Source organism: Sphingomonas sp. MS122 (genome assembly GCF_049532975.1).
In the GTDB taxonomy this organism is placed as follows: Bacteria; Pseudomonadota; Alphaproteobacteria; order Sphingomonadales; family Sphingomonadaceae; genus Sphingomonas.
On the sequence record NZ_CP186695.1, the window covers coordinates 3,808,334 to 3,826,847 of the forward strand.

At 69.5% G+C, this 18,514-nt stretch carries 16 protein-coding genes and 1 tRNA gene; 5 read left to right on the top strand and 12 right to left on the bottom strand.

What is annotated here, in order from left to right:
• Nucleotides 1-3 precede the first annotated feature (3 nt).
• Entirely contained in the window at nucleotides 4-723 is a 720-nt protein-coding gene (cobS, locus tag ACO227_RS18140; protein ID WP_423603788.1) for an adenosylcobinamide-GDP ribazoletransferase, read from the top strand.
• Nucleotides 720-1,226 carry a bifunctional adenosylcobinamide kinase/adenosylcobinamide-phosphate guanylyltransferase gene (cobU, locus tag ACO227_RS18145; RefSeq protein WP_423603790.1) on the top strand — a complete coding sequence of 169 codons (507 nt, stop codon included), beginning with the start codon at nucleotides 720-722 and terminating at the stop codon, nucleotides 1,224-1,226. Before cobS ends, cobU begins: the two co-directional genes overlap by 4 nt.
• A gap of 6 nt (nucleotides 1,227-1,232) precedes the next feature.
• On the opposite strand, the gene ACO227_RS18150 is transcribed toward cobU, so the two are convergent.
• From ACO227_RS18150 to ACO227_RS18185, 8 genes are all read right to left on the bottom strand, one after another.
• Nucleotides 1,233-3,500, bottom strand: a complete 2,268-nt coding sequence (locus ACO227_RS18150) for a spermidine synthase (RefSeq protein ID WP_423603792.1) — start codon at nucleotides 3,498-3,500, stop codon at nucleotides 1,233-1,235.
• A gap of 24 nt (nucleotides 3,501-3,524) precedes the next feature.
• Entirely contained in the window at nucleotides 3,525-4,052 is a 528-nt protein-coding gene (locus ACO227_RS18155) for a GNAT family N-acetyltransferase (RefSeq protein ID WP_423603794.1), read from the bottom strand.
• Nucleotides 4,053-4,063: 11 nt separating this feature from the next.
• Complete coding sequence (hemB, locus tag ACO227_RS18160; protein ID WP_423603795.1) at nucleotides 4,064-5,053, bottom strand: porphobilinogen synthase; 990 nt, start codon at nucleotides 5,051-5,053, stop codon at nucleotides 4,064-4,066.
• 17 nt (nucleotides 5,054-5,070) lie between these two features.
• Entirely contained in the window at nucleotides 5,071-6,519 is a 1,449-nt protein-coding gene (locus tag ACO227_RS18165; protein WP_423603797.1) for an MATE family efflux transporter, read from the bottom strand.
• A gap of 379 nt (nucleotides 6,520-6,898) precedes the next feature.
• Nucleotides 6,899-9,691, bottom strand: a complete 2,793-nt coding sequence (locus ACO227_RS18170) for a valine--tRNA ligase (RefSeq protein ID WP_423603798.1) — start codon at nucleotides 9,689-9,691, stop codon at nucleotides 6,899-6,901.
• Between the two features lie 47 nt (nucleotides 9,692-9,738).
• Nucleotides 9,739-10,209: a DUF2497 domain-containing protein gene (locus ACO227_RS18175; RefSeq protein ID WP_423603799.1), complete on the bottom strand. Its 471-nt coding sequence runs from the start codon at nucleotides 10,207-10,209 to the stop codon at nucleotides 9,739-9,741.
• Between the two features lie 67 nt (nucleotides 10,210-10,276).
• A complete protein-coding gene (locus tag ACO227_RS18180; RefSeq protein WP_423603801.1) occupies nucleotides 10,277-11,782 on the bottom strand; it encodes a TolC family outer membrane protein in 1,506 nt (501 codons plus the stop codon).
• A 13-nt stretch (nucleotides 11,783-11,795) separates the two neighbouring features.
• Nucleotides 11,796-12,473 (bottom strand): protein-L-isoaspartate O-methyltransferase family protein, encoded by a 678-nt coding sequence (locus ACO227_RS18185; RefSeq protein WP_423603802.1) that lies wholly within the window; start codon nucleotides 12,471-12,473, stop codon nucleotides 11,796-11,798.
• Nucleotides 12,474-12,638: 165 nt separating this feature from the next.
• Here ACO227_RS18185 and ACO227_RS18190 point away from each other — a divergent pair.
• The 3 genes from ACO227_RS18190 to ACO227_RS18200 all read left to right on the top strand — a co-directional run bounded on the left by ACO227_RS18190 (nucleotide 12,639) and on the right by ACO227_RS18200 (nucleotide 14,988).
• A tRNA-Cys gene (locus tag ACO227_RS18190) sits at nucleotides 12,639-12,712 on the top strand.
• Nucleotides 12,713-12,794: 82 nt separating this feature from the next.
• On the top strand, nucleotides 12,795-14,240 hold the full coding sequence (locus ACO227_RS18195; protein ID WP_423603803.1) for a hypothetical protein: 1,446 nt from the start codon (nucleotides 12,795-12,797) through the stop codon (nucleotides 14,238-14,240).
• Nucleotides 14,241-14,301: 61 nt separating this feature from the next.
• On the top strand, nucleotides 14,302-14,988 hold the full coding sequence (locus ACO227_RS18200; protein WP_423603804.1) for an META domain-containing protein: 687 nt from the start codon (nucleotides 14,302-14,304) through the stop codon (nucleotides 14,986-14,988).
• 3 nt (nucleotides 14,989-14,991) lie between these two features.
• On the opposite strand, the gene ACO227_RS18205 is transcribed toward ACO227_RS18200, so the two are convergent.
• The 4 genes from ACO227_RS18205 to def form a co-directional block, all read right to left on the bottom strand.
• Nucleotides 14,992-15,252, bottom strand: a complete 261-nt coding sequence (locus tag ACO227_RS18205; protein ID WP_423603805.1) for a hypothetical protein — start codon at nucleotides 15,250-15,252, stop codon at nucleotides 14,992-14,994.
• An 18-nt stretch (nucleotides 15,253-15,270) separates the two neighbouring features.
• Nucleotides 15,271-16,134, bottom strand: coding sequence for a DUF3011 domain-containing protein (locus tag ACO227_RS18210; protein ID WP_423603807.1), 864 nt, complete (start codon nucleotides 16,132-16,134; stop codon nucleotides 15,271-15,273).
• A gap of 109 nt (nucleotides 16,135-16,243) precedes the next feature.
• Nucleotides 16,244-17,632 (bottom strand): DNA recombination protein RmuC, encoded by a 1,389-nt coding sequence (gene rmuC / locus ACO227_RS18215; RefSeq protein WP_423603809.1) that lies wholly within the window; start codon nucleotides 17,630-17,632, stop codon nucleotides 16,244-16,246.
• Nucleotides 17,633-17,976: 344 nt separating this feature from the next.
• A complete protein-coding gene (def, locus tag ACO227_RS18220) occupies nucleotides 17,977-18,504 on the bottom strand; it encodes a peptide deformylase (protein WP_423603811.1) in 528 nt (175 codons plus the stop codon).
• Nucleotides 18,505-18,514 lie beyond the last annotated feature (10 nt).

Below are 18,514 nucleotides of genomic sequence, written 5' to 3' on the forward strand. Positions count from 1 at the left end.
GCGATGAAGCGGCTGATCCTCGCGCTGCAGTTCCTGACCCGGCTGCCGGTGCCCCGCGTGACTGGCAGCGCCGAGGCGTTCGCTGCGAGCATGGCGTGGTTCCCCGCCGCGGGGCTCGCGGTCGGAGCGGTCGTGGCGGGCGCCTTCCGGCTCGGCGGGCTGGCCGATCCGTGGGTCGCGGCGCTGGCTGGGCTGAGCGCGTGGGTGATGGTGACCGGCGCCCTGCATCTCGACGGGCTTGCCGACCTGGCCGACGCCAAGGGCGCCGCGCACGGCGACCGGGCGCGATTGCTGGACGTGATGGCGGACCCGCATATCGGCAGCTTCGGCGTGATCGCGATCGTGCTGCAGCTCGCCGCCAAGCTGGTGCTGCTGCATCTGCTCGCGCCCGCGCAGTGGCTCGCGCTGCTGCTCGTCCCGGCGGTCGCGCGGATCGGGCCGCTGGTGTGGGCGCGGTGGCTGGCGCCGCTGCACGACGGGCTCGCGGCGCGGTTCGCGAAGGCGGTGCGGCCGGCGCATCTGCTCCTCTGGGTGCTGGCCTGGCTTGCCGCCTGCCATGTCGCCCCCGCCCTCCTCGTTGCGCCGCTGCTGATCGGCGGCTGGTGGCTGTGGCTGCGGCGCTCGCTCGGCGGCGTGTCGGGCGATTGCCATGGCGCGGGGATCGAGCTGGTCGAGACCGGGCTCTTGCTCGCGCTCGTCCTTTCGGGAGAAATCCTCGCATGAGCACGCTTCTCGTCCTGGGCGGCGCCCGGTCGGGCAAGAGCAGCCATGCGCAGGCGCGCGCCGAAGCGATCGGCGGCGAGCTGGTGTTCGTCGCCACCGCGGAAGCCTCCGACGACGAGATGGCCGACCGGATCGCGCGCCATCGCGCCGATCGCGGGGCGCGCTGGTCGACGATCGAGGCGCCGGTCGAGCTCGCCGCGACGATCCGGCGCGAGAGCCGCCGCGGCCGCGTGCTGCTGGTCGATTGCCTGACGCTGTGGGCCTCGAACCTGCTGCTTGCCGGACGCGACATTCCCGCCGCCACCGACGACCTCGCCGAAGCGATCGCAGCCGTCCAGGGACCGCTGATCCTGGTCAGCAACGAGGTCGGACTCGGCATCGTCCCCGACAACGCCCTCGCGCGGCGCTTCCGCGACGCGGCGGGCCGGGTCAATCAGCGCGTCGCCGCCTGCGCGGACGAAGTGGTGTTCGTCGCCGCGGGGCTGCCGCTCAAGCTCAAATAGGCCGGCTCAGGGCAAGTCCCTGTTGAGGCTGCGCAGCACCGGCAGGATCGTGGCATAATCGTCGGTCCAGGGCGTGAAGCCGGGGGTCGTCCGCAACTCGCGCCACTCGCCGCCCGTCGCCTTGAGCCGCGCCAGCGTCGCCGGCGAGCGCGACAGCGCGATCCAGTCCGAGGTGGTGGCTTCGTCCATCTCTTCCATGATCGTCGGAAAATAGGTGAGCTCGGCCGCGCTCCACCCGCCCGCCCGGGCCGCGGTCTCGACCACGGGTTCGAGCGACAGGAAGCGGTTGGAGATATGGACGAGCAGCAGCCCGTCCTTGGCGAGGACGCGGTCATAGGTGGCGAACGCCTCCTGCGTCATCAGGTGCATCGGCACCGCGTCCGACGAGAAGGCGTCGAGCACCAGCAGGTCGAGGCTCGCCGGCGCCGCCTCGGCCAGGCGCAGCCGGGCGTCGCCGAGCAGGATCGACGCGTCGGGCTTGCAGCGTTCGAGGAAGCTGAACGTCCCGCGCGCGAGGCGCACCACGGCGGGATCGATCTCGTAGAAGCGCCACGACTGGCCCGGCTGGGCGTAGCAGGCGAGCGTGCCCGTCCCCAGCCCGACCACGCCGACGCGCGCGCGCGGCCCGTAAAGGCTGCCCAGCGCCTGCATCGCCTGTCCCACGCCCGAACCGGGCACATAGTAAGTGGTCGGCATGCGCAGCCGCACCGGATCGCCGGTCAACTGGACGCCGTGGAGCGTGGTGCCGTGCGCCAGCCGCTTCTGGTTGGACAGCTCGGTGATCGTGTAGACGCCGAAATAGCTGCGCGTCCGCACATCGCCTTCGAGGCTCATCGACAGCGCGCGATAGCCGCCGAACAGGAACAGCGCGCCGGTCAGCACGATCATGAAGGGGATGCGCACGCCGACCGTGAACAGGCCGATCGCGGCGATGACGAGATAGACGATGCCGCGCGTCTGCTTCTCCTCGATGCCGTTGGTGCCGAACAGCCCGAACCCGACCAGCGCGCAGGTCACGACGGTGATCGCGCCCACGCGCAGCATCGTCCCGCCCCGGCCCGTCCGCCACAGCCGGCCCACGACCGGCAGCAGGAACGCCTGCGGCACGAGCAGGCCGGCGGCGAGGATCAGGATCGGATATTCATAGGTCCAGTCGAACACGATCGGCGCGATCAGCCCGGCGAACACGCCGCCCAGCGCGCCGCCGACCGACATTGCGAGGTAGAAGCCGGTCAGCCGGTCGGGCTCGGGACGCAAGTCGTAGAGATGGGTGTGAAGCGCCACCGCGACCATGAACAACAGGCCCAGCGCCATCAGCGCGTTGAGCTCGGGATTCTCGTTCTGCCCGGCGATCATCAGCCCGCCGAACATCAGGATCGTGACCGGCGCGAAGCGGGTCAGCAGCGCGGCGGGCCAGCGCCGGGCGGCGAAGGCGATGGTGAAGCTGAGCAGATAGAGGCCGAGGGGCAGCACCCACAGCATCGGCACCGCGACGATATCGGTGGTGAGGAAGCTCGACGTCGCGAGCATCAGGCCCGAGGGGACGAAGGCGAGCGCGATCCAGCGCGCGACACGCTTGCGTGACGGCGCCGGGCTGGTCGCATGGACATGCGGTTCGTCCGCCGCCTTGCGCGGGAGCAGCAGCGCGCACGCCGCCACCGCGACGAACACCAGCGCATAGCCGCCAGTCCACAGCCAGCTCTGCCCCTTGAGCGCGAGACCGGGCTCGACCAGCAGCGGATAGGCGATCAGCCCGCCGAAGCTGCCCACGTTCGACGCGGCGTAGAGCGCATAGGGATCGCGCCCGCCCGACGCGACGGCGAACCAGCGCTGGAGCAACGGCGCCTGCGCCGAGATCGCGAAGAACAGCGGTCCGATCGAGGCGCCGAGCAGCCATGGCACCCACAGCGCGGGCTCGGCATCGACCGGCATCTGCATCGCCATCAGCCCGATCGGCAGCCACAGTGCGGCGAGCGCGAGCACGGCGAGGTGGATCATCGCCTGTTGCCGCACCGGCACGCGCCCCAGCCAATGGGCATAGGCATAGCCGCCGAGCAGCAGCGCCTGGTAGACCAGCATCGCGCTGTTCCACACCGCCGGTGCGCCGCCGAGCCGCGGCAGCGCCATCCGCGCGATCATCGGCTGGACCAGGAACAGCAGGAAGCTGCCGAGCAGGATCGCGACGACGAACAGCGGCCCGCTGGCACGCTGGAAGACGGTCGCCGTGCCCGCGTCCACGGGCTGCGCCGGATCGGCGATTGCTTCGGCGCTCATCGCCTCCCCTTCGTTACGCGGCACTCACGGCCGAGTGATGCTGTAGGTCACCATGTGACGCAAGGGATCATCGGCGGCGAAGGCGTGATGCTCGAAATCGCCGTCGGCCAGCCGCGCCATGCCGAGCCGAACCATCATCGCCTGGCTGCGCAGGTTGCGCGCCGAGGTGATCGCCACGATGCGGGGCATGTCGAAGCTCGCCCAGGCCCAGCCGAACACCGCGGTCATCGCCTCGAGCGCATAGCCCTGGCGCCAATAGGGCTGCGCGATCATCCACCCCGCCTCGATCTCGCCCGCGATCGGATTGGGCGGATCGCCGCGCTTGAGTCCGCAGAAACCGATCACGGCCCAGTCCGACTTGCGCTCGACCGAGAGGAAGCCGAGCCCTTCGTGGCGATAGCCGTCGTGGCGGGCGATCGCGGCGTCGCTCGCCGCTTCGTCCTTCACGGGGCCCAGGTCGGCCATCACCAGCGGATCGGCCCACATCGCGTGCAACGCCGGACGATCCAGCGGCCGCGGCTTGCGCAGGATCAGGCGCTCGGTTTCAATCATCGCGGTCTCGATCAAGCGCCGAGCAGGCGCGCGGCGTGCGCCGCATGATAGGTGAGGACACCCGAGCAGCCCGCGCGCTTGAACGCCATCAGCGTCTCGAGCACCAGCGCGTCGCGATCCCCCGCGCCCGCCGCTGCCGCGGCCTCGATCATCGCGTACTCGCCGCTCACCTGATAGGCGAACACCGGCACCTCGAACCGCTCCTTCACGCGGCGGACGATGTCGAGATAGGGCAGCCCGGGCTTGACCATCACGCTGTCGGCGCCCTCGTCGAGGTCGAGCTCGACCTCGCGCAGCGCCTCCTCGGCATTGGCGGGATCCATCTGGTAGGTCTTCTTGTCGCCCTTGAGCAGGCCGCGCGAGCCCACCGCGTCGCGGAACGGGCCGTAGAAGGCCGAGGCGTATTTGGCGGCATAGGCCATGATCTGGACGTTGACATGGCCTTCGGCCTCAAGCGCCTCGCGGATCAGGCCGACGCGGCCGTCCATCATGTCGCTGGGCGCGATGATGTCGGCGCCCGCCCGCGCCTGGTTGAGCGACTGGCCGATCAGGATTTCGGCGGTGGCATCGTTGAGCACATAGCCCTTGTCGTCGACCAGCCCGTCATGGCCGTGCGCGGTATAGGGGTCGAGCGCGACGTCGGTGAGCAGGCCGATCTCGGGCACCGCATCCTTGATCGCACGGATCGCGCGGCACATCAGATTGTCGGGATTGAGCGCCTCGCCGCCATCCTCGGTGCGCAGATCGGCGGGGGTGTTGGGGAACAGCGCGAGGCACGGGATGCCGAGCGCCGCGGCCTCCTTCGCGCGCACCGCGACCTGGTCGACCGACCAGCGCGACACCCCGGGAAGCGAGGCGATCGGTTCCTCGATGCCCTCGCCCCCGGTGACGAACAGCGGCCAGATCAGGTCGGCCGGGGTCAGCACGGTCTCGGCGTACATCCGCCGGCTCCACGCGGCGGCACGGGTACGGCGGAGGCGAAGGGCGGGGAAATGGCTCATGGCAGCGCTGTGCCCCCTCAACCCGTGGGTTGCAAGCGCCCGGCGGGCTCGGTCGCGGCATGGGCGTGCTCGGCGGCGTCCTCGGGCTCGGGCGGCACCTCGAGCACCGCGGCGCGCCACTTGCCGTAGCGATAATAGAGCGCGGCGAGCGTCAACGAGCAGACCGAGCCGAGCGGGAAGGCGAACCACAACGCGTCGCTGCCGAGCCAGGGCTGCGCGCCGAGCGCGAATCCCAAGCGGATCGGGAACATGGTGATCGCGAGGATGACCAGCGGCGCGACCGTCGCGCCATTGGCGCGGACGGTGGAGAACATCACCATCGTCGCGCCGAACATGACGAAGGTCCAGCTCGCGATCAGCTGGATGTGGCGCGCGATCGGAATCGCCGGGCTGTCCGCGCCGACGAACAGCGCCATCACCTCGCGGTCGAACAAGATGATGAGGACGATCACCGACAGCGTGATCGCGGTGTTGTAGAGGATGCCCGCGCGCGTGATCGCGCCGACCCGGTCCCAGCGGCCCGCGCCGATATTCTGCGCGGCCATGCTCGACACCGCGACGCCGATCGCCATCGCCGGCATCTGGATATAGGTCCAGAGCTGCTGCGATACGGCATAGGCCGCGGCGGTGTCGACGCCGAGCCGGTTGACGAGGCCGATCATCGACAGGCCTGCGGTCGACATCACCAGCATCTGCGCGCCCATCGGCAGGCCCTTGGCGACGATGGTTTTGACCAGCGCGCGCTCGGGCAGGAGGTAGCGCAGCTCGGGGCCGCGCAGGCGGATCGGCAGGTCGCGCCAATAGACATAGGCGAGCAGCCCGGCCGAGGAGACGATCCCGGCGATCAGCGTGGCGGTCGCCGAGCCGGCGATGCCCATTTGCGGGAACGGCCCGATCCCGGCGATCAGCAGCGGGTTGAGGCCGGCATCGATCACCACGCTCAGCACCATGAACCAGAGCGGCGTGACCGAATCGCCGGTGCCCCGCAGGCTCATCTGGATCAGCACGCCGAGCATCGAGAAGGGCAGGCCGAGGAAGATCACGCGAAGGTAATCGCGGGCGAGGGTTTCGGCATCGCCCGGGGTGGCGAGCAGATGGAGGATCTGCGGCGTGAACAGCCAGCCGAGGATCGCGATCACCACCGCCGCGCCGGTGACCAGCCCGATCGCCGAGCCGAACGCGCGCCGCGCCGCCTCGATGTCGTTCCGGCCGATCGACTGGCCGATCAGGATGGTCGCGGCCATGCCGAAGCCGAACACCGCCGAGAACATCAGGAACATGATGATGTTGGCGTTGCTGGTCGCCGCCAGCGCCTGCTCGCCGAGGAAACGCCCGACCCAGATCGAGTTGATCGAGCCGTTGAGCGACTGGAGGATGTTCGAGCCGAGCGTCGGCAGCGCGAACAGCAGCAGCGTGCGGCCGATCGGACCTTGGGTCAGGTCGTGGCGAGCGGCGGGTGGCGCCATGCTAGTCCCGCCCCCGCCGTGGCTTGCCCGCGCTGAGTCGGTCGAGATCGCGGGCGGGACTCATCGCGCGGCTTGTGGGACAGGCCGCGGGGCGGCGCAAGCGTCAGCCGGCGGGATCTTGTGCGAAACCATTTTCCTACAACCCCGGTTTCGCGATATTTGGTCCGTCCCATGATCGACCGGGACGATATCCTTCCGCTTCATGCCGCCGCGCGGGCGACGCATACCCGCCGCGTCGGCGGCGCGTCGGCGGCGCGCGACCGGCGCGCAGGTGCCGCGTCACCGGAGCGAACCTGGCGCGTCCCCGGCGCAAAGGCGTCGCGTCGCAGCCGCTTCGGCCGGAAAAGCCGCGTTTCGAGTTAAGTTTGTCAGCCGGACTTCAGCCCAGCCGTCCCAGCGCCGCCTGCAGCCGCGCCGCCTCGGCCGATTTGTCGGCGTGGTCGGCGCGGGCCTTCTCGACCGCCTCGGGCTTGGCCTTTTCGGCAAAGGCGGGGTTGGACAGGCGGGCGCCCAGGCTGTCGCGCTCCTTCTCCGCCGCGGCGATCGCCTTGGTCAGGCGCGCGCGCTCGGCATCGACATCGATCAGCCCTTCCAGCGGAATGACGAACGTCGCCTCATCCAGCACGATCTGTGCTGCGGCGCCGTGCCAACCCATCGCCGGTTCGACGCCAGACAGGCGCGCCAGGCGCGCGAGCGACTGGTACTGCCGGTTGATACGGTTCTGGGTCTCGCCGGAAGCCTCACGGTGAAGCAGCCGCACCTGCGCCCCGGGAGAGACATTGAGCTCGGTCCGGGCACTTCGGATTTCCGAGATCAGCCGGATCAGCCAATCGATCTCCTGCGCCGCTTCCGGGTCGAGCGCGCGGGCATCCGCCATCGGCCATTTCGCGGTGATCAGCGGATAGTCGGGCCGGTCGCCCAGCTTCGACCACAGCTCTTCGGTGATGAAGGGCATGAACGGGTGGAGCAGGACGAGGATCTGGTCGAGCACCCAACCTGCGACGAGGCGGGTCTCCTCGGCGCCCTCGGCGCCCTCGGTCTGCAGCACGGGCTTGATCAGCTCGAGATACCAGTCGCAGAAGCGGCTCCACACGAACTGGTAGATCGCGTTCGCCGCCTCGTCGAAGCGATAGTCGGCAAAGGCGAGGTCCATCGCCTGCACCGTCGCCACGGTCTCGGCGACGATCCACTTGTTGACCGCGAGCGTGGCGGCGGGCGGCTCGATGTGTGTGCTGGCGCTGATGCCGTTGGACTGGGCGAAGCGCGCGGCGTTCCACAGCTTGGTCGCGAAGTTGCGATAGCCCTCGACGCGCTTCTCATCCATCTTCACGTCGCGGCCCTGGCTCTCCATCGCCGCCATGAAGAAGCGCAGCGCATCGGCGCCGTAGCGGTCGATCAGGCCCAGCGGATCGACGACATTGCCCTTGGACTTGGACATTTTCTGCCCGTCCGCCGCACGGACAAGTCCGTGGAGATACAGGGTCTTGAACGGCACTTCCTTCATGAAGTGCAAGCCCTGCATCATCATCCGCGCATCCCAGAAGAACAGGATGTCGAAGCCCGAGATGAGCACGTCGTTAGGGTAGCGGCCGCCGAGCGTCGGGTCGGTCTCCTCGGGCCAGCCCATCGTCGCGAACGGCCACAGCGCGGAGGAGAACCAGGTGTCGAGGACGTCCTCGTCACGCCTGAGCGCGACGCCCTGCCCCGCCTGTGCCTGCGCCTCTTCCTCGGTCTCGGCGACGAAGATGCGGCCATCCTCGGCATACCAGGCCGGGATGCGGTGGCCCCACCACAGCTGGCGGCTGACGCACCACGGCTGGATGTTCTCCATCCAGTTGAAATAGGTCTTTTCCCAGCTCTTCGGCACGACCTTGGTCGCGCCCGAGCGCACCGCCTCGATCGCCGGCTTGGCCAGCGTCGCGGCGTCGACATACCATTGGTCGGTCAGCATCGGCTCGATCACCACGCCACCGCGGTCGCCGAACGGCTGCATGATCTGCTTGTCCTCGACCTTGATCATCAGGCCGTCGGCGTCGATGTCGGCGACGACGCGCTTGCGCGCCTCGTAGCGGTCGAGCCCGCGATAGGCGTCGGGCACGAGGTTGAGCGTGTCGACCTCGGCCGCCGTCCATGCCGCGCCGCCGGCGATCTCCTGCGCCCGCGCCGCCGCCTCGGCATAGGGCGCGCCGTCCGCGCGCATCGCCGCATTCTCGTCCATCAGCCGGTACATCGGGATGCCGTTGCGCTGCGCGACGCCATAGTCGTTCTCGTCATGCGCGCCGGTGATCTTGACCGCGCCCGACCCGAAATGGGGATCGGGATAATCGTCGGTGATGATCGGGATCTGACGGCGCAGCGCCTTGGGGCCGACCGGGATCTCGCAGAGTTTGCCGACGATCGGGCGGTAGCGCTCGTCACCGGGGTGCACCGCGACCGCGCCGTCGCCGAGCATCGTCTCGGGCCGGGTGGTCGCGATCGAGATATAGTCGCGCTCTTCCTCCAGCACGACGTTGCCGTCGGCGTCGCGCTCGACATAAATATAGGTCTCGCCGCCCGCGAGCGGGTATTTGAAGTGCCACATATGGCCCTGCACCGCGCGCGATTCGACCTCGAGATCGGAGATCGCGGTCTTGAGCGCGGGGTCCCAGTTCACCAGGCGCTTGTCGCGGTAGATCAGCCCCTGCTTGTGCAGGTCGACGAACACCTTGAGCACGGCCTTCGAGAAGCCCTCGTCCATGGTGAAGCGCTCGTTCGACCAGTCCATCGAGCAGCCGAGCCGGCGGAGCTGGCGGGTGATCGTGCCGCCGCTCTCCTCCTTCCACTTCCACACCAGGTCGACGAAATCGTCGCGCGAATAGTTGGTGCGCTTGTCCTGCCGCTCGGCGAGCTGGCGCTCGACCACCATCTGCGTGGCGATGCCGGCATGGTCGGTGCCGACCACCCAGCGCGCGTCCTTGCCCTTCAGCCGCGCGTGGCGGACGAGGATGTCCTGCAGCGTGTTGTCGAGCGCGTGGCCGATATGGAGCGAGCCGGTGACGTTGGGCGGCGGGTTGACGATCGTCCACGGCTCGGCGCCGGGGCGATCGGGCCGGAACAGGCCGTTCGCCTCCCAATGCGCATACCAGCGCGCCTCGATTTCAGTGGGGTCAAACGTCTTCGGAAGTTCGCTCATGCCCCGCCCTTAACGGGCGGAACACGCAGCGCAAGTCAATGGGCAAGTCAGTCGCGCGCCGCGGTGATCCGTGCGATCTCGCGCTGCACCATCTCCTCGACCATGCGCGGGAGGTTGGCGTCGAGCCATTCGCGCAGCATCGGGCGGAGCAGCTCGCGCACCACACCCTCGAGCGTATCGCTGCCCGGAACGTCGGGCTTCACGATCAGGCGCGAGAGCGCCTCGAGCGGGCCGCGAGTCGCTTCGGCGGCGGTGGCGGAGAGAATCGGTTCGGCCACGGGTGCGGCGGCGCCATTCGCGGGCTGCGGCGCTTCGGCCGCGGCCGGGGCCTCGGGCTCGTCGAGAACCGGCTCGCTGAGCTCGAGGATCTCGTCCTCGTCCTCCGCAGCGGGGAGCGGCGCGGGCGTGCGCGCGGCGCGGCGCGGGCGGCTCGCCGCCGCCTCGCCTTCCTCGGCGATGATCCGTTTGATCGAGGACAGGATGTCCTCCATCGACGGCTCGTTACTGATGTCCCCCATTCGTCAACCCCGCGTTAGGGATAGCAGACCCGCCACCTGTCTGATTTTACGGGTGTCTGTCAACCTTTCAGCGCGGGTCGACCGGGTCGATCGGCCCCGAAACCACGGGCGTCTGCGCCGGCGTGTCGGTGGTTCGAGTCGCCTGCGGCTCGGGCGCAGGGCCGTCGCGCCAGTCGGACAGGCTGTTGCGGACGCGGTCGTAATTGGCGACCGGATCGTAGAGCGGCCCGCCGTCGAGGCCCAGATCCTGCGCCTCCGCCCGGCCCATCGCCGCGAGTACCGCGAAGCCGGCGACATAGGCGTCACGCTCGGCGGTGACGAGCTGGACCTGGCTGTTGAGCAGCTCCTGCTCGGCGTTGAGGATGTCGAGGATGGTGCGGGTGCCGACGCTGTTCTCGGCGCGCACGCCCTCGAGGCTGAGGCGGTTGGCGCTGACCGCGAGCTTGCTGCTCTCGATCACGCGCAGCGCCGACTGCCACACCGCATAGGCCGAGCGCGTCTGCGCGATCACGCCGCGCTCGGTCGAGGTGACCTGCTCGATCGCGGCCGACTGGCGCGCCTGCGCCTGGCGGACCTGCGCCGCCGGACGGCCGCCCTGGAACAGCGGCAGCGAGAGGTTGACGCCGGCGGTGGTCGCGAAGCCGTCATTGGCGAGGCCGGCGAGCTGGCCTGCGCGGCCGACCGAGCCGAAGCGGTTATAGTAATCGCCGCCGACACCGACGCTGACCTGCGGCAGGCGGCCGGCACGGGCGACGCGGACGTCATAGGCGCTCGCGTCGCGGGCCTTCTCGGCGGCGTCCAGCGCGGGATTCTCCTCGAGCGCCACGCCCACCGCCTGGTCCGGCCCGGCGGGCAGGTTGGGCAGCTCCGGCGGCGGCGCGAGCACGCCCGGCGGCGTGCCGACCACGCGGATATAGTTTTCGCGGCTGCCGATCAGCGATGCCTCGGCGCCGCGCAGCTGGCTCTGCGCGAGCGCGAGCCGTGCCTCCGACTGGGCGACGTCGGTGCGGGTCAGGTCGCCGACCTCGAACCGGTCCTGCGTCGCCTGGAGATTGACCTCGAGCACGCGGACATTCTGCTGGTTGAGACGGACGATCGCCTCGTCGCGAATCACGTCCATGTACGCCGAGACGACGTCGGTGAAGAGCTGCGCCTCGACGCTGCGCAGGCCGGCGCGGCCCGCCTCGACGCGAGTCTGCGCCGCGCGGACCGAGTTGCGCACCGCGCCGCCCGAATAGACCGGCACGCTGAGGTTGACGCCGACGGTGCCCGAGCGCGGCGCGCTCACGCCGCTGTCGTCGCTGTCGTAGAGCCGCTCATTATAGCCCGCGGTCGAGTTGACGCCGGGAAGCCCGCGCGAGCGCGCGATCGGCACTTCCTCGTCGCTCGCGCGCAGATTGGCGCGCTCGGCGGTCAGGTCCGGGTTGGTGTTGTAGGCCTTGACCATCGCCTCGCGCAGCGTCTCGGTCGGCGCGGGGGCCTGCGTCTGGGCTGCGGGCGGCGCGGTCTGCGCCGCAACGGGAATCGCCAGCCCGACAGCACTCACCCCGGCGAGGAAATGGCTCAATCGCATGCTTGATCTTTCTTCAGAAGGTGAACCCGCGCGGCTTTTCGAACCCCGGCAGCACGGCGCATTCGATATCGGCGAAGGAGGTGAGGCCAAAGCCCCCCGCGCTGCGGACGCCCGAGGCGAGCCGCGTGACCCCGCGGTCGACGATTCCCGCGACGATCCGGCCCCCCGGCTTGACCTGCTCGACCAGCGCCGCCGGGACTTCCTCGACCGCGCCGTCGATGACGAGCACGTCATAGGGCGCGCCCGCGGCATAGCCGGCGTTCAGCGGCCCCTCGACCAGCTCCGCCTGGCCCGCCAGCGTCGCGCGCGCGATTCCGGCGAGCGCCGGATCGGCTTCCACCGCCACGACCTGCGCGGCGAGCTTCGCCGCGACCGCCGCGGCATAGCCGCCCGCCGCGCCGACGACCAGCACCTTGTCCTCCGGCCGGATCGCCGCTTCGGTCAGCAGCAGGCCGGTGGCGAGCGGCGGGCTCTGCACCCGGCCGTCGCCGAGCGGGAGCGAGCGATCGCGATAGGCGAAGGGCCGCTGCGATTCGGGCAGGAACGCCTCGCGCGCCACCTGCGCCATCGCCGCGACCACGCGCGCGTCGTTGACGCCGCTGGTGCGCAGCTGGCTCGCCACCATCGCAGCGCGCGCGGCCTGCGAACCCGGAAGATCGGCGCCGGAAAAATTCTGGGTTGCGGTCATCATCACTCCAGCCCTGTTCGCATAACTGTTATAGTCATGCAATACACTACGTCGACTGGCGCGCTTGTATCTTGTGCCGACGGCATCGCCAAGCAAGCGAAACAGCTATTTTCGCGGCGATGGTTGACATGGGCCACGGCCCCGCGCACATCGCCCCCTCGCTCCCGAGGCCCGATGGCGGAGTGGTTACGCAGAGGACTGCAAATCCTTGCACGCCGGTTCGATTCCGGCTCGGGCCTCCAATTCCCCTTTTCGGCAAATCGAACTAAGCTTCCGGCGCCGGCTGCCAGCCGGCGTGCACCCGGGGCTGCGAAGGGGATTCGCGTGGCGAAGCAGGCGGTGGTGGTGATCCACGGCATGGGCGAGCAGCTTCCGATGGAGACGTTGCTGTCGTTCGTCGACACGGCCTGGGCCAACGATGCGAGCCTGGTCGATCGCGGCAAGCCCGATCCCAACAGCGGCGGCCGCCGCGTCAGGAACGCCTATTGGAGCAAGCCCGACCGGCGCAGCCGCAGCTTCGAGCTGCGCGTGATCACGACCGAGAGCGGGAAGAACCGCAAGCGCACCGACTTCTACGAATTCTACTGGGCGCACCTGATGGTGGACACCACCTGGGAGCAGCTGCGCGCCTGGGTGTTCGAGCTGATGCTGCGCAACCCCTTCACCAAGGTGCCGCGCGCCGTGCTGCCGCTGTGGATCCTGCTGTGGCTGATCGGCATCGCGGCGGCGGGCGCGGCCGCCTATGCGCTGCGGCCCGGCGCGGAGGATGCGTCCTGGCTCGGCGCGATCGCCGCCGCGACGCTCTCCGCGGCGCTCGGCTGGTTCGTGTCGGGGTTCCTGGTGCGCTATTTCGGCGACGTGGCGCGCTATGTGCGGCCCAAGCCGGCCAATGTCGCGCGCCGGCAGGAGATCCGCGAGAACGGCGTGCGGCTGCTCGAGAGCCTGATGGGCGTGCGCGAGGACGGCCGCATCGAGCCGCGGCGGGAATATGACCGGGTCGTCGTCGTCGCCCACTCGCTGGGCACGATCATCGCCTACGACATCCTCGCCCACGCCTTCGCGCGGATCAACACGCTGAGCAGGCAGAGCGCGGACAAGCCCGCCGCGCAGGATGCGCGAGTCGCGCTGGAGGCGATGATCCGCGACGCGCTCGCCGGGCAGGGCCCATGGGAGATCGATGCGTTCCAGGCGGCGCAGGCGGCGGCGGCGAAGGAACTCATCGCTGCGGGGAATCCGTGGATCGTGAGCGATTTCGTGACGCTGGGCTCGCCGCTGACCCATGCCGAGTTCCTGATCACGCGCGACCGTGCGCACCTGACCGAGGCAAAGGCGCAGCGCATCCTGCCCTGTTGCCCGCCGACGCTGGAATATGACGGCCAGACCAAGCTGCGCCACTTCACCTATCGGCCGTGGAGCGTCGAGAAGATCGGCAGGGACGACGATCCGGCGGCGCCGCGCCTGCCGCATCACGCGGCGCTGTTCGCCTATACGCGGTGGACCAACCTTTATTCGCCGCACCGCTTCGTCGCCTGGGGGGACGTGATCTCGGGCCCCCTCGGCGCGGCGTTCGGACTGGAGGACGGCGCGACGCTGCACGGCATCCGCGATATCGCGGTGCTACCCGAGCTGGACGCGGACGGCCGGCTCGAAGCCGGTGCGCGGCGCCGGTTCTTCACCCACACCAGATATTGGCGCGAGACGCCCGCGGCGGACGGCGCGCCGGCGCATCACATCCGCGCGCTGCGCGCGGCGATGCGGCTCGGCGGATGAATCGTTTCGCAAGCCTCCGTTCACGCGGGCAGGCGCACTCAGTCAGGCAGAGGAGATGAAGATGCGTTTCGTCCCGATCATGATCGCCGCGGCCGCGCCGCTGCTGCTGTCCGTTCCCGCCGAGGCGCAGCGCGGGACGCCCTATCGCGCGCTCGGCACCGAGCCCGGCTGGACGCTGACGATCGACAGCCGCCAGATGCGCTATGACGGCGACTATGGCGAGACCAAGGTGACGGTCCGCACACCGCGCGCGCAGGCGATCCGCGGCGGCCGCCGCTATGCCGCGCGCGCGATGACGGTGGAGATCACCAACCGCGAATGCAGCGACGGGATGAGCGACCGGCGCTATGCCGATACCGTGCGCGTGACCGTGCGCGGGCGGACGGTCAATGGCTGCGGCGGCGAGGTGTGGGAGCTGCCCGAGCTGACCGGGCAGCGCTGGCGCATCCAGCAGATCGGCAATGTGTTCAGGCCGCAGCGGCCGTCGCAGGCGGCGATGCAGTTCTCGCCGGACCGGCTGACCGCGACGCCGGGCTGCAACAGCCACAATGGCGGCTATCGCATCGCACGCGGCAGGCTGGTCGTCGGGCCGCTCATCGCGACGCGCAAGGCCTGCCCCGCGCCGTTGATGCGCCGCGACGCGGAATTCGCGGCGATCCTGCGCCAGCCGCTCAAGGTCACCGCCCCGCGAGAAGGCACGGTGGTGCTGACCGCGCCGGACGGCAGGCAGATCGTGCTGCGGCGCTAGGGCCTAGTCCTCGCGCGGCGGCGCGGTGAGGTCCATGAAGTTGCGCGCCGCCTCGCGGTCCGCGGGATCCTCGAACGCCACGTCGAGGTCGGGCGCGGCGCCGAGCATGTGCAGCACCGCCCACAGCGCGAAGCGGCGGGCGCGGTCCTGCTCCAGGCCGAGATCGACCCGCATCCGCTCGACGCCCGCCGCGATCGCGCTGGGCGGGATCGAGGCGAGGTCGGCGGAACCGAAATAGCGGCGCAACTGGTCGTCGAAATCCATGCGCCGCCCTTGCGCCGATCAGCTCGTGAAGTCGAGCTGAACCACCTTGGTCGGCGTCGCGCGACAATAGAAAGGCGTCGAGCGGTCGCCGTCCGGATAGGTCGCGGTCAGATCGGCCGCGAAGCGCCAGCCGCCATTGCCCGGCTCGATGCTGGTGATGCGGTCGAGGCGCAGCCTGGTGCCGCCGGTGACGCCGATCTGGCGCGAGGCCTCGAACATGCAGGTCTGCAGCGACGGCCGCGCCTCGGCACGGACCAGGCTGAGATCGGCGGACAGCGCGGCGGGCGGACCGGGCGGATAGCTGGTCGGCGCTTCGGACGCCGGCTCGCCCGCCTTCCTGTTGCGGCTGGCGAGCAGCGCGACCAGGCCCGCGGCGACGGCGACGCCGCCGATGATCAGGCCGGTGCTCGGCCCCTTGTCGGGCCGCTCGGGACGCCAGCCCCCGCCCCAGTTGTCGCCATAGCCGTAGCCGAACACGGCGCGGCAGTTGCGCACCCAGATCGAGCGCCGGTCATAGCCCCAGCCGCGTCCCTGGTTGCACACGCCGCCGGTGGCGCGAAGCAGCGCGACGCGGTTCCGGGTGTTCACATTGCAGATGCGAGTGCGGCTGTTGCGCGATTCGCAGGCGATCGTCCCGGCATAGCCCTGGCCATAGCCGGGATTGGGGCGCGGCGGCCGGATCGGCGGCTGGGGACGGATCGGGCGCGGCGGCTGGATCTCGGGGCGGACCGGCTGCGGGAGCGGCACGGGGCGATCGGGGACCGGCTGGGGCAGCGGGACCGGCCGCTGCTGCGGTGCCGGCCTGGTCTGCGCCAGCAGCGGCGCGGTGCCCTGGCCGATCAGCGCGGCCGACAGGGCCACCAGCTTGAACGTGCTCTTCATGCGCATTCTCCCCTGCAATGGAACGCGGTCAATCAAGTCGTTTCGCGGGCAACATAGGCCCGATACCCGCCCGCCGCAGCAGAAATCAGCGTAAAGAGAAGGTTGCCGCCTATTCCGCCGCCTGTGCCGGAGGTTCTTCCTCGGCCGTTTCGGCGTGGCTGGCGAGCAGTTCGACCGCCGCAATGCTTTCGATCTCACGCGCGCCGGTCTCGACGTTGAGCTCCTTGAGCTTGCGCGCCGAAACCAGCGCTCGAGTCTCAAGGCTGCTGGCGAAGGTGTTGAAATTCTTGACCGCGCTGTTGAGGCCGCTGCCCACGAGGCGCAGGTCGCCCATCGCCTTGGCCAGCCGGTCGTAGAGCTCCTTGCCGAGCTCGCCGATCTGGCGCGCTTCCTTGGCCAGCTTCTCCTGCCGCCACACCGCCGCGACGGTGCGGGCGATCGCGATGAGGTTGGTGGGAGTCGCCAACAGCACGCGCTTCTCGAAGGCGAAGTCCCACAGCGTCGGATCATGCTCGAGCGCGGCGGACAGGAAATGCTCGCCAGGGACGAACATGATCACATAGTCGGGCGCATCGTCGAACTGGTTCCAATAGGCCTTGTTGCCGAGCGCGTTGACATGGTTCTTCATCGAGATGGCGTGCGCGGCGAGCCCCGCCTGGCGCTCGGCCTCGTCAACCGCGCCGAACGCGTCCTGATAGGCGTTGAGCGACACCTTGGCGTCGATCACCAACGCCTTGCCGCCGGGCACGCGCACGATCGCGTCGGGGCGCAGCCGCCCGCCCTCCTCCTGCGCGACGCTGACTTCGGTCTCGAAATCGGTGTGCTCGGAGAGGCCGCAGGTCTCGAGCACGTTCTTGAGCTGCTGCTCGCCCCAGCGGCCGCGCGACTTGGGCGCGTTGCGCAGCGAGTTGACGAGCTTGGCCGCCTCGCTGCTCACCCGCTCCTGCCCGATCCGCATCTGCTCAATCTGGCCCTTGAGCTCGCCGAACGCATCGCGGCGCTCGGCCTCGACCTTGGCGACGCCCTCCTCGTAGCGCTGGAGGCGCTCGTTGACCGGCTGGAGCAGCGCCTTGAGGTTCTGCCCCGCAGTCAGCTCGGACTGCTTGAAGCGGTCCTCGGCGCGCTTGAGAAAGGCTTCCTGAGTCTGGTTGAGCATCTGTCCGGCGAGCTCGCGGAACTGGCCGGCCATGACGTCGCGCGCGCTCTTGAACTCCTCCAGCCGTTCCTCGAACGCGCTCGCCCGGGTGCGCAGCTCGGTGAGCTCGAGCCGGGCGGCATCGCGATCATCGCGTATCGCCTCGAGCTGGTCGCGCAGCTCGGGCAGCTCCTTGAGCCGCTCCTCGGCCCCGGCGAGGTCGACGATCGCCGCCTTGAAGTCGGCTTCGCGCTTGTCGCGTTCGGCACGGATCTCGGCGATGCGGCGGCTGGTCAGGAACCAGCCGATCGCCCCGCCGACGAGCAGCGCGAAGATCAGGGCCAAGGCGAATTCGAGCGTCACGGTTCCTCACGCGAAGTTGACAAAGCTGACACAATTGACGGGTTCGGTTGACACAAAACACATGTCTCACGCGGAGGTGACAAGCGGCCGCCTCCCCGCGACAAGCGAGGAACATAGCCCGAACGGACGCTGTAGGACAGGGCTAATTGCGACAGCTTGTCGCTGCCTTTCGTCACCCCGGCCTTGTGCCGGGGTCCACGACGCCGAGTGCGTTAGGCCGGAGCCTCCCATCCAGCGCTCGCCGCCCGGTGGACCCGGGCACAAGGCCGGGGTGACGTATGGGATGGGCTGATGCCCACTCGCGCGTCAGAGACCGTAATCTGACTTCGGCGCCGCAGAGCGCGTCAGGCGGCCGCTTTGCGCGCCTTGTTGAGCTTCTTCATGATCATGTCGCGCTTGAGGCGCGAGAGGTGATCGAGGAAGACGATGCCCTCGAGATGGTCCATCTCGTGCTGGATGCAGGTCGCGAGCAGGCCGGTGAACACTTCGTCATGCGCCTTGCCCTGCTCGTCGAGCCACTTGACGCGGCAGGTCGCGGGGCGGTCGACATCGGCGAACTGGTCGGGGACCGACAGGCAGCCCTCGGTATAGGTGTTCATCTCCGCGGCGGGATCGAGGATCTCGGGGTTGATGAACACGCGCGGCTCGCGGATCGGCTTGCCCTCTTCGTCCTCCTGCTCCTGCAGGTCCATGACGATCACGCGCTTGGGCACGCCGACCTGGATCGCGGCAAGGCCGATGCCGGGGGCGTCGTACATCGTCTCGAACATGTCGGCGATCAGCGCGCGCAGCTCGTCATCGACCTGGTCGACGGGCGCGGACACCAGCTTGAGGCGCGGATCGGGGACTTCGAGGATGGGTAGAATGGCCATGCGCCAAATT

Excerpts from the sequence above, each read along its gene's own strand:
- cobS (WP_423603788.1), top strand. The coding sequence starts at position 4 with ATGAAGCGGCTGATCCTCGCGCTGCAGTTCCTGACCCGGCTGCCGGTG.
- cobU (WP_423603790.1), top strand. The coding sequence starts at position 720 with ATGAGCACGCTTCTCGTCCTGGGCGGCGCCCGGTCGGGCAAGAGCAGC.
- ACO227_RS18150 (WP_423603792.1), bottom strand. The coding sequence starts at position 3,500 with ATGAGCGCCGAAGCAATCGCCGATCCGGCGCAGCCCGTGGACGCGGGC.
- ACO227_RS18155 (WP_423603794.1), bottom strand. The coding sequence starts at position 4,052 with ATGATTGAAACCGAGCGCCTGATCCTGCGCAAGCCGCGGCCGCTGGAT.
- hemB (WP_423603795.1), bottom strand. The coding sequence starts at position 5,053 with ATGAGCCATTTCCCCGCCCTTCGCCTCCGCCGTACCCGTGCCGCCGCG.
- ACO227_RS18165 (WP_423603797.1), bottom strand. The coding sequence starts at position 6,519 with ATGGCGCCACCCGCCGCTCGCCACGACCTGACCCAAGGTCCGATCGGC.
- ACO227_RS18170 (WP_423603798.1), bottom strand. The coding sequence starts at position 9,691 with ATGAGCGAACTTCCGAAGACGTTTGACCCCACTGAAATCGAGGCGCGC.
- ACO227_RS18175 (WP_423603799.1), bottom strand. The coding sequence starts at position 10,209 with ATGGGGGACATCAGTAACGAGCCGTCGATGGAGGACATCCTGTCCTCG.
- ACO227_RS18180 (WP_423603801.1), bottom strand. The coding sequence starts at position 11,782 with ATGCGATTGAGCCATTTCCTCGCCGGGGTGAGTGCTGTCGGGCTGGCG.
- ACO227_RS18185 (WP_423603802.1), bottom strand. The coding sequence starts at position 12,473 with ATGATGACCGCAACCCAGAATTTTTCCGGCGCCGATCTTCCGGGTTCG.
- ACO227_RS18200 (WP_423603804.1), top strand. The coding sequence starts at position 14,302 with ATGCGTTTCGTCCCGATCATGATCGCCGCGGCCGCGCCGCTGCTGCTG.
- ACO227_RS18205 (WP_423603805.1), bottom strand. The coding sequence starts at position 15,252 with ATGGATTTCGACGACCAGTTGCGCCGCTATTTCGGTTCCGCCGACCTC.
- ACO227_RS18210 (WP_423603807.1), bottom strand. The coding sequence starts at position 16,134 with ATGAAGAGCACGTTCAAGCTGGTGGCCCTGTCGGCCGCGCTGATCGGC.
- def (WP_423603811.1), bottom strand. The coding sequence starts at position 18,504 with ATGGCCATTCTACCCATCCTCGAAGTCCCCGATCCGCGCCTCAAGCTG.